The sequence below is a fragment of the Chryseobacterium sp. 2VB genome (genome assembly GCF_005503635.1).
Classification (GTDB): domain Bacteria; phylum Bacteroidota; class Bacteroidia; order Flavobacteriales; family Weeksellaceae; genus Chryseobacterium; species Chryseobacterium cupriresistens.
In genome coordinates this window covers 110,043-121,121 of record NZ_SCNC01000014.1, presented here as the reverse complement: position 1 = coordinate 121,121, position 11,079 = coordinate 110,043, and the positions used below count along the sequence as shown (strand labels likewise).

General features: G+C 35.2%; 6 protein-coding genes and 1 rRNA gene. 6 read left to right on the top strand and 1 reads right to left on the bottom strand.

What is annotated here, in order from left to right; all coding sequences use genetic code 11:
- The first annotated feature begins 193 nt into the window (after positions 1-193).
- From rrf to FFS26_RS14265, 6 genes are all read left to right on the top strand, one after another.
- A 5S ribosomal RNA gene (gene rrf / locus FFS26_RS14290) occupies positions 194-301 on the top strand.
- Between the two features lie 671 nt (positions 302-972).
- Positions 973-2,139: a T9SS type A sorting domain-containing protein gene (locus FFS26_RS14285; protein ID WP_137905336.1), complete on the top strand. Its 1,167-nt coding sequence runs from the start codon at positions 973-975 to the stop codon at positions 2,137-2,139.
- Positions 2,140-2,265: 126 nt separating this feature from the next.
- On the top strand, positions 2,266-4,917 hold the full coding sequence (locus FFS26_RS14280) for a 4-alpha-glucanotransferase (protein ID WP_137905335.1): 2,652 nt from the start codon (positions 2,266-2,268) through the stop codon (positions 4,915-4,917).
- Positions 4,918-5,056: 139 nt separating this feature from the next.
- The gene (locus tag FFS26_RS14275; RefSeq protein WP_137905334.1) at positions 5,057-6,055 is read left to right on the top strand and encodes a hypothetical protein; all 999 of its coding nucleotides are present in this window, start codon (positions 5,057-5,059) and stop codon (positions 6,053-6,055) included.
- Between the two features lie 186 nt (positions 6,056-6,241).
- A complete protein-coding gene (locus FFS26_RS14270; RefSeq protein WP_110010630.1) occupies positions 6,242-6,691 on the top strand; it encodes a hypothetical protein in 450 nt (149 codons plus the stop codon).
- Positions 6,692-6,818: 127 nt separating this feature from the next.
- A complete protein-coding gene (locus FFS26_RS14265; RefSeq protein ID WP_110010631.1) occupies positions 6,819-7,328 on the top strand; it encodes a ferritin in 510 nt (169 codons plus the stop codon).
- A gap of 433 nt (positions 7,329-7,761) precedes the next feature.
- Here the strand turns inward: FFS26_RS14265 and FFS26_RS14260 are convergent, their stop codons facing one another.
- Entirely contained in the window at positions 7,762-10,902 is a 3,141-nt protein-coding gene (locus tag FFS26_RS14260) for a UvrD-helicase domain-containing protein (protein WP_137905333.1), read from the bottom strand.
- Between the last annotated feature and the right edge of the window lie 177 nt (positions 10,903-11,079).

The following is an 11,079-nucleotide window of genomic DNA, read 5'->3' as shown; positions in this document are numbered from 1 at the left end:
CTAATTACCCGTAGATTTATAGCCTATGGTTGCTATATGAAATTATAATAAATGACAAGTTCTTTATGCGCAGCGAAGGTTTTGTCTTTGTGAAAGTTTTTATCGCTTAAAACAGGTATCAGATGATAGCTATCAGGAGGCAGGTAACACCTGCAACCTATTACCTACAACCTGTAACCTTATATACCTTCTTTAGGGTGGTTTTAGCGGTGGGGCTCACCTGTTCCCATTCCGAACACAGAAGTTAAGCCCACCAGCGCCGATGGTACTGCTAACGCGGGAGAGTAGGCCGCCGCCAGTTTTTATTTTATTTTTAAAAAATCCTTTATCATTGTGATAAAGGATTTTTTTGTTTTATACCCAAGTTAAGCTTATAAGCAATGAGCAATGGGTAATGAGTAATGAGTAATGAGTAATACATGGTTATTCATCATTCACCAACTATGTATGTCTTAATTGTCATAAAACACAGTATCATATCGTCTGAATTAAAGGAATCCTAAAGACTCTAATAAAGTAGGCTGGATTCCTGCGGAATGACACAGTAAGAAAGAAGCGGCACAAATAAAAAGAAAGACGCCATTGCAACCAATAACACCATTGGAAAAGATAACCACGGAATCCGTATCCCGGACTTCATTACATCATTTATAATTTATCATTGATGATTTATTCATCATCCTAGCCCCGATAGAAATGGTTACCCCGCAGCTTGGGTTGGAGTGAATGTGGTGGAGCGTGGGAGTGCATGGGCGCGAGGAGTATGAATGGATAGCGGGAAACAGCTCCAGAATTTTTGATGTTTGTATATGCTGATCAACAGAAATAATTGAGTAGCCAAACGTCTTTAGTATAGTGATAGTTTTTAACTTGTGACCAACTTTATTCAATTACCGGAGATTTTTGTTTTTGTAATTTAAAATTGTGTAACTTAGTAAGGTAAAAACAGTTACGAATCTAAAAATATATACTATGAAAAAACATTTATTCCCTCTATTTTTACTGGTGTTAGGCATAAATGCGCAAGCACAACAGGATTTCTTTGCGATTACAGGAAAAGATACCCAAAGTATTACATTCAATGATTTTCGTGCAATTGATGGCACTAATGGAACTTCAGGAGAGAAGCTTTTTACTGCTGAATCTTCATCAAACGTATTTTCCCAAGCAAGAAAAGGTGTTGTAGCAGAAGACAAAAATTCTTACAATCATTCTCAATCTGTAACATTAGCAGCTCTTGCCTATGATTCTTCGAACAATAATCTGGTATACATGCCTATGTTTTCTTCGAATATCTATGTGTTGAATCCGAAGACAAAGGAAATTACTTTAGTGGAAAATAAGGTGGCAAGAGTATCATCATGTGATATTAATTCTCATATTACCAGAATGGCAACCGGATATAACGGTAACATCTATGCTGTCAATAATGCGGGGACACAGTTTTTGGAAATCAGCAAAAAAGCAGAAGAATACATTGTGACTGATCTTGGAATTATTAAAGATGACCCTTCTAACGGAAGAAATTCTTTTACGGCTATGGAAACTGGTTTTGGCGGTGATATGATTGCTGATGCAGATAATAACTTCTATGTTTTTGCTGCTTCAGGAAATGTTTTCAAAGTTCTGACTAAAGATTTAAAAGCGCAATTTATAGGTAAAATTGCTGGCATTCCTGATAATTATTCCGTAAATGGTTCTGCTGTAAATGCTCAGGGGAAAGTGGTAATAGCAAGTGCAAAGGGAAGTGCTTTATACGAGGTAGATCTGACAACTTTGCAGGCTAAACAGCTTCCGGGAGAACAGGGGCTTCATATTTACGATTTGGCAAGTAAATATTTTGCTAATGATAAATCTTCAACAGTAAATACTCTGGCTGCTAATCTTGATATTTATCCGACAAGAGTTGATGAACACTATATCAACGTTCATGTTAATAATAATTTAAAAGGTGCCATTAAACTGAACATTTTTGATATGGCAGGTAAAAATGTAATGACTCAGAGCTTATCGGTGAAAAATGGCTCAATGGACGAAAAAGTATACCTTAAAGGATTGGTAACGGGAGCGTATATTGTAAATATTGCTGATGAATCAGGGAAAGTTATATTCAATAAAAAGATTTTAGTTACAAGATAATAGAGTGCTATAAATTAGCATATAAAGACCTTTTCAAATTATTTTGAGAAGGTTTTTTAATGATTATTTGATATCCAATAAGTTTTATTTTTCGATATTAAAATGTACTTTTATAAAAAAATATAGATGAAACTATACTTTAATGTAGGATATATTGTAAATGCTGGAGAAAATTTGCAGCTGGTATTTGGTGAAGACGAGAATACCGTACATGTCCATACTATGTTTTATGCGGAGAATGGTTTATGGAAATGCGAAGTAGACTATTTTTCAAAACTCATTTCTTATCATTACCGGGTGGTGAATGAAAGAGGAAATGTATTAAGAGAAGAATTTGTGGGACATCATTTGAGTTTTCCACATAATTATAAGGAATTTATCATTTTTGATGAATGGAATAACAAAAACTTTCCTGAGAATTATTTAAATAATAAAATCCTTTACAATAAACTGCACGATTTTATTCCCGAAAAAGTTACAGTTTTAAAAAAACATACCCATCTGTTCAGGATAGAGGCCCCTATTTATAATAAGGATTGGAGGATTGTTCTTTTCGGAAGCACAGCATCACTGGGAAACTGGAGCTATGACCAAGTTGTTCATCTTAATCAGACAGATTTTGGAATGTGGGAAACTTCTGTTGAAATTCCGGAGAATGAATTTATCCAGTTTAAATATTGTATTTATGATACGAAAGAAAACAGGGTTATAGATGTAGAAACGGGAGAAAACAGATTCACGGTAGCTAACCAATTATCCGACGTTTTACAGGTTGTTTCCAACCATTATTTCAGGTTTAAAGGATATCAGATGTATCATGATGCCGGTGTAGCAATTCCTGTATTCTCTTTGAGAAGCGAAGACGGATTTGGAGTAGGGGAATTTACAGATATTAAAAAACTGGCAGATTGGACGAAAGAAACCGGTCTTGGAATTATCCAGATTCTTCCGATCAATGATACAACCGCTAATTATTCATGGACAGATTCTTATCCATATGCAGCAGTATCTGTTTATGCGCTGCATCCACAGTATATTTCTTTAGAAAACCTTGATTATTCTTTACCGAAAGAATTAGTTGATGACTATCTGTCTGAAAAAGAGAAATTAAACTCTTTGGATCTGATCGATTATGAAAAGATGATTGAAGGCAAGTGGAAATATCTTACAGCCGTTTTCAACAAAGAAAAAGACAAAATTTATAAAGACAGAAATTTCAAGAAATTCATCAAGGATAATGAATACTGGCTTGTTCCTTATTCTGCATTCTGTGTTTTGAGAGACAAATATAAAACACCTAATTTCAACGAGTGGAAAACTCACAAAAAATATATTGCAGGAAAGATTTCACAGTTCTTTACAACGAAGAATAAAGACTATGATATCTCAATGCTTCATGCCTGGGTACAGTATCAGTTACATGTACAGCTGAAAGATGCTGTTGATTATACCCATAACCTGGGAGTTTCGTTGAAGGGAGATCTTCCCATTGGTATTTACAGATATTCTGTAGAAGCCTGGACAGAACCGGAACTATTCGGAATGGATTTTCAGGCTGGAGCACCACCTGACCAGTTTACTGAATTGGGACAGAACTGGGAGTTCCCGACTTATAATTGGGAAGCTATGAAAGCAGATGATTATAAATGGTGGAAAAACAGGTTCAAAGCACTGGAACAGTATTTTGATGCCATGAGAATCGATCATATTTTGGGATTCTTCAGAATATGGAGAATGCCGGTTTCTGCTGTACAAGGGATTTTAGGATACTTTTACCCGGCGGTTCCAATTGTTTTGGATGAATTCAAGGCCTGGCAGATTCCGTTTAATTTTGACAGGTATTGTAAGCCTTTTATCAACAATAAGATCTTATGGGATTATTTTGGAGAAGAAAGTGCAAAAGCTCTTGAGTTGATGAGCCGTAATGAAGATGGTACCTATGCTTTTAAAGAAGAATTTAATACCCAGAGAAAACTCGTTGACTTCTTTAAAAAAAAATCATACGGATCTATTGAAGAGAAATTGATTTCCCTTTGTGCCAATGTTTTGTTTTTACCGGAAGAAAGAAATGGGAAGACGGTTTACCATCCCAGATTTAATGTTTACAATACAGAGTCTTATCAATACCTTCCCGAATCGGAACAGAAAAGTATATATGACCTTTACCACGACTACTTCTTCAGAAGACAGGACCGCTTGTGGTTTGAAAAAGCCATGGAGAAACTTCCGGTTATCCTGAATGCTACCAAAATGCTGATCTGCGGTGAAGACCTAGGAATGGTTCCTGCCTGTGTACCTGTTGTAATGGACGAATTGGCCATCATAGCATTGAAAGTACAAAGAATGCCTTCTGAAAATATTCCGTTCTATAATCCTAAGAATGCAAACTATATGAATGTAGTGACAGCTTCTTCCCATGACAGTTCAACGTTGAGACAGTGGTGGAAAGAAGATCCTGTATTGACACAGAAATATTACAATCAACAGCTGATACAATACGGAAAGGCACCTGAAGATCTCAATCCCCACCTTGCTGAAATCATTATGAAGCAGCATTTGTATAATGAGGCTATGCTTGCTATTTTCCCGATGCAGGAATTTCTGGCAACAGATACTGAGCTTACCAATAAGAAAATGGACAATGAAAGAATCAATAATCCGGCGGTTTTTCCACATTATTGGCGTTACAGAATGCATATAAAACTTGAAGATCTGAAAGAGAAAACCTCTTTCAACAAAAAAATTGCACATTGGATAAAAGATAGCGGAAGAGCGTAAATTTTACACTTGATTATCAGATAGTTAAAAATATTTTAAAAGAAGTTTAATCTTATGATTTAACTTCTTTTTTTTATTTGTATCAAAAAGATAGAATTAAGATATTCTGCTATATATTAACCAATTAACGACTATAAAGATGAAAAAAATATTTTTGGGATTAGCTTTTGGGTTGGGCGTTTTGACGTCTGCTCAGCAATATCCGAATAATGGTTGGGATGATGACGGTTATTATCAGAATGATGGAGGTTATTACAGTGACCAAGATGATAGAAATTATTTCCCTGATGATTATTATTACAATTATCCTCAGGATTATTATACAAGTAATTATTACCAAAGCTATTATAACGACTACAGAGGAAGTATTATCAATATCGACTGGAACGGATTTTTCGTACAGAACAGATTAAGCAGATGGCAGGTAGACCAGATTATGAGATTGAATAATCTGTTTGTAAGTTTCACAGCATGGAATAATTTCTACAGATATAATCCGGACAGATGGTACTATGACAGGTTTTATGCATTGGAGAGAATTTTAGGACCAAGAGTATTTGTGGTTTTCCAGAATAACTACTACAGAGGTTCCAGCCCAATCGTATATTTCCAGAATTACAGAAGAACGTATTACGTACCGAGATATACGGTAATGCCAAGATATAGAAATATTAATATCAACGTTTACAGGGTAGACCGCTCAAGATTCCACAGAATGGATAATCCTACTTTTGATATTATCAGAAGAGGCAGCAGACCGGACAACGGTTTCAGAAACACGGGAAACAATGGAAATTCAGGAGGATTCCGTGGAAATAACGGAAATAACAATAATTCCGGTTTCAGAAATGACAATAGTGGTGGTTTCAGAAACAGTAACGGAGGCGGCTTCCGGGGAAATTCTGACAATGGAGGAAACAGAGGAAATAATGATAACGGAGGCTTCAGAAATAATAATGGTGGCGGATTTAGAGGGAATAGTGAAGTAAGAAGAGAAGCTCCTAAAAGAGAAAACAATAGCGGCTTCAGAGGAAACAATGGAGGAGGCTTCAGACAAAGATCTGAAAGTTCTGCACCTAGACAGGAAGACCGTGGAAATAACGGTGGTGGTTTTAGAGGCAGTTTAGTAAAGAATTAATTTTCATATATTATATTTAAGTGGTGTGAAGGGCAGGTTTTTATAATCTGTCCTTTTTTTGTTGTTTTATTAATTTGTTTTTGTTAAAATTTAACATTATTTATGAATTTGTTAATTTAACTTGTGTTTTAATTCATTATCAAAAAGGTATAATAACAAAATAACAATTAATTAAATTTTAAAAAGATGAAAAAATTAGTTTTAGCAATAGCATTTATCGGAATGGGAAGTTTTGCAATGGCACAACAAACTACAATCCCGCAGGACAAACATGCAAGAACTGCTGAAATGAAGCAGAGAATGGAGCAAAAACAACAGGAACATTTAGACCAGATGCAAAAAGACCTTAATCTTAATGCTTCTCAGGTAGCTCAGATAAAGGTACTCCAGGATAAAAGAAAAACGGAAATGAAGGCAGAGTTTGACAAACATAAGGCAGACAGACAAGCTAAGATGCAGGAAATGCACGCCAAAAGAGCACAAATGGATGCTGATATGAAAAAAATCCTTACTCCTGATCAGTATGATAAATGGCAGGCTGACAGAAAAGCTAAAGCAGAGAAAATGAAGATGGCTATGAAAGAAAGAAGAATGATGAAAAAGCCGATGAATACAGGAACTGCTGAAGTAAAATAACAGTTTGTAATTTTAGTTTTTTAATGTTTTAAGGGTGGATGTTTTTCCACCCTTTTTGTATTAATTTTCTTTAAAACTTTTGATTTCGGGCTTTTATTCCCTATTTTTGACTATAAATTTAATACGTATGGTTAGCGAAAAAATTGCAAAATTAATTAACGAACAAATTGCCCACGAACAATACGCCGCTCAATATTATCTTTCAATGTCTGCATGGTTTTCAGGAAAAGATCTGGATGGAATTGCCAACTATTTCAGAGTACAGAGCAAAGAAGAATTGATGCATGCAGATAAAATGTTTGATTATTTGAATGATGTAGGAGGAGAAATTATCATTGGAGAAATTCCAAAACCTCCACATGAGTTCGAAAACGCAACGGATATTTTTGAGAAAGCATTAGCACATGAGAAAGTCGTAACTAAAAGTATTTTCAATATTGTAAAAAATGCAAACGACGAGGGAGATTTCGCAACAACATCATTCCTCCAGTGGTTTATCAACGAACAGGTAGAAGAAGAAGCGAGTGCTTCTCAATACGTAACAAAAATCAAAATGGTATGCGATAATCCATCTGCATTATACCTTTTTGATCAGGAATTGTCACAGAGAGTATTTACTCCTGATACAACTGCTTAAGATTGAAAATTTTTCAAAATATAAAACCGTTATCCTTTAAGAATAGCGGTTTTTTTGTTATGATAAAAGAATTATTTCCTATGCGGCCGCCTTTGAATTCTCACAGCGGAAATAAAAACCACCGCTCCCAATACAAAACTTAGAAATAAAGAGTTGGCAATATTTTCAGCGGGCCCAAAATGGTGGTCATCTGGGGTAACGGGCGGGTCTAAGCAATCAACAATATTGTAAGTGACCACTGTCGTAAATAACATGATAATCAGGCTTATAAAAAAGGAGTTCAAGTATATTCTCATGGTTGGTTAGTTGTAAAACAAAATATAATCAAAGACTGTATGATTGTACTCGTCTTAGAATAAAAATACTAAAACCTTTTTATATTTGAACAATTTTTGCGAAAAATTGTTACAGTAATGTTTTGTAAATCTTCAGATTACAGATAAATGATCTGAGTTTTTAGTACTTTTTTGCCCAGACGTTCAAGAATGTTTTTATATCCTTCTACCTGCGCTTCATCTTTCGCTTTTGGTTCACCGGTTTTGAAATCTACAATTATATAACCTTCTTCACCCTTTAAAATACGGTCTGGCCTGAAAATATGGCTTTCTCCTCTTTCAGAAATCATGATATCTTTTTCGTTGATTACTTCCCATTTTTCATCAAAAAATTCTGCATACGTTCTGACAATTTCCTGTAATGTAATCTGTATTTCATTTTTTTCCTCCAGTGTAATCTGTCCTTCCAAAGCATAACCGTCCAATACTTTCACTATATCTCTTTCTGTATTGATCTTCGATAAAAGTTCATGCACAAAAAGCCCGATTCTTACCTTTTCATTTCGTACCTGATAATTTTTAGACGGCGTAGCAATTTTGATGGATGTACTTTTCTCATTAACATTCTTCAGGTTCTGGATATTCTGGGTTTTAAAAGAAGAGCTTTTATCTTTAGAATATTTCTTCAGCATTTCAGGATTCACCGGGTAAACATCAAACTCGTCAGCCTGTTCAGGATTTTTTGTCTGAAGGAATTCCAGAAGCTCAAGATTATTAGAGGTCTTATTTGCCTTTTGCAGATAGAAAAACAGCTGTTCAACAGGTCTGGTGGTAGCTACGTATTGCAGACATAATCTGTCGATCAGGTTTTTATAAGAATTCTTTGTGTTGAAAAACAGAATTTCATCATCATAAGCTTCCAGGTTTTTACTGAATTGATTGATGTTGACCGATTTTAAAGCTTCATTTTCATTCGTGTCAAACCAGTTGGTGAACTCACTGTCCCGGTTTTTGTTCATCATTGGGATAAAAACAATCGGGAATTCCAGTCCTTTAGACTTGTGGATTGTCATAATCTGGACAGCCTCGATATTTTCCGAAGCCTGAATAGTGTATGAAGAAGCTTCTTCATCCCAGTATTTCAGAAACTCTTTGGTACTGGCACCTGCGTTCTGCGTAAAGTTGAAAAGCATTTCCAGGAAGTTCAGTAAAAAGTCTGTTTCTTTATTTTCAACAGAAAATTCGTTGATATAATATTCAATAAAATTATAAAGATTGAATCTCGGAAAGTTATCCTGTTTAAGCTGCAGCGAATATTTTTGCTGGATAAACTGCAGAATTTCTTCATGCCCTTCAATATCCAGAATTTCTTTCATTCCTAAAGTGAAATCCAGCATATCAATTTTTCCGAGTGTATTCAGATGGTACATCATCATGATCAGACAATGTTTATTCTTAGGATTGAGCTCCCAGCGAAGAAATTCAATAACAGCCTTTAACGTATTGGAAAGTTCCAATGTAAGGCCTTTATCAGAAATCGTTTTAATATTGGTTTCTTCTCCTTTGTAGTTGACTTTTAAAGCTCCCAGTTTCTGAGAATAACTGAAAATATCAAAATTTCCACGGCAAAGAATAGTGATGTCAGAAAACTTGAAACCATTATCCAGACATTCCTGGATGTCTTTCCGCATCCTTTCTGAAGTATCATTGTAAAATTCTTCATTCGTAAGATTTTCGATCAGATTTACCTTTACGCGCCCATCCATTTGGGATTTTGGATTTTGCTCAGCATCTGCCCCGAAAATATTTTGATGTTCTTCCAGCAATCCTTCAGAATGAAAACGGTACAGTTCATTATTGAATTGTACAATGTTCCTGGCACTTCTCCAGTTATCCTTTAATACCAGAAGATCAGCTTCTTTAGGTGAAAATTCTTTTTTGTTGATGATATCCAGCATTAGTTTGCTTTCCCCGCCACGAAACCGGTAAATACTTTGCTTGGGATCGCCCACCAATGTAAATGACGTGTATTCTGTAGAAACACTGTGATCTCTCAGCGGAACAAAATTCTGCCACTGTAGTTCTGACGTATCCTGAAACTCGTCAAAGAAATAATGCTGAAACTGTGAACCTACTTTTTCATAAATAAAAGCAGAAGGTTCATTTCTAAGATTTTCATTGATCAGAATATTAAATTTAGAAAGAAGAACAAGATCATTTTCTTCTTCAATTTTCTGAAGCTCATCCTGAATATCTTTGTTTACCTTTAAAGGAAGAAGAGCAGACAAAACTTTCTCTTTCTTTTGAGTTTCAATATACAGAATGATAAGCTTCATTCTGTTGTCGAGAAGCTGATCCAGGATTTCGAAAATTTCAGATTCTTTATGTTTCGATTTTGAAGACGCTCCCTTTCTATAATTATTGATAACAGATTCTTCCTGCGTAGTAGGGAAAGGAAAACCAGCTCTTTTCTGCTGATAAAAATCGATAACCTTAGTAAAAAAGCCTCCGATTCCGTTTTTACCCTGGGCAAAATCTTCAATATCAATATTTCTTGATCTGAATAATTCAATAGAACTTGCGGCAAGCTCTGCGGACTGTTTTTTATTGAGAACAATCTCTTTACGAAGCGTATTCTTGATATTCTCATAACTGGCATCGTCAAAGCTTTTATTGCTTTTCAGATGCTCATAGTGAATATCCTTTACAAATTCCTTAGCCGAATCATAAAGATTTTTATTAAGATTGATCCTTTCATTGTTTTCCAGACTGTAGTCTACATAATCCATGAAAGAATTGGAAATAGTCTCATTCTCACCAATCTGATCCAGCATCTTATCAACGGCTTCTATCAGAAACGGTTCAGCTTCAATTTCAAGGTTAAAATTTTTAGCCAGTCCCAATTCATAGGAAAAACTTCTTACCAGTCTTGAGTTAAAACGGTCAATCGTTCCGATATTCAGTGTGGAATAATTGTGGAGAACATAATCCAGCATTTTTTTAGAACGCTGATGAAGGTCATCGATGGTAATTTTCAGCCCCTGTTCTTCAAATGCTTTCTGGATGTTTTTCAGATCCGTATTCTCTGCATAATCTTTAGCTGAAAAATTTCCCAGCCACGATAAAATTCTTTCCTTCATCTCGTTCGCTGCTTTATTGGTAAAAGTAAGCGCGAGAATATTCCTGATCGACTGCTGCTGATTAGGGTAGCGGAGACAGATCATCAGAAGCCTTTGTACCAGGGCATAGGTTTTCCCGGATCCGGCAGAAGCATTGATGACTGTGTAAGAATTTTGCATTGTTAAAAGAGAATTGAGACTGCAAGTTAGCTAAAATTTAAAAGAAACTTTAACAATTTAATTACGCTATTTAACAGTTTACAGGGTAAAAATCAAAAAGAAATATTAAAACGCGTTAACTGTGGTTAAACTTATGGGATACATTAAAAATAATTTTAGCTTTGCTTTATAAAAAAT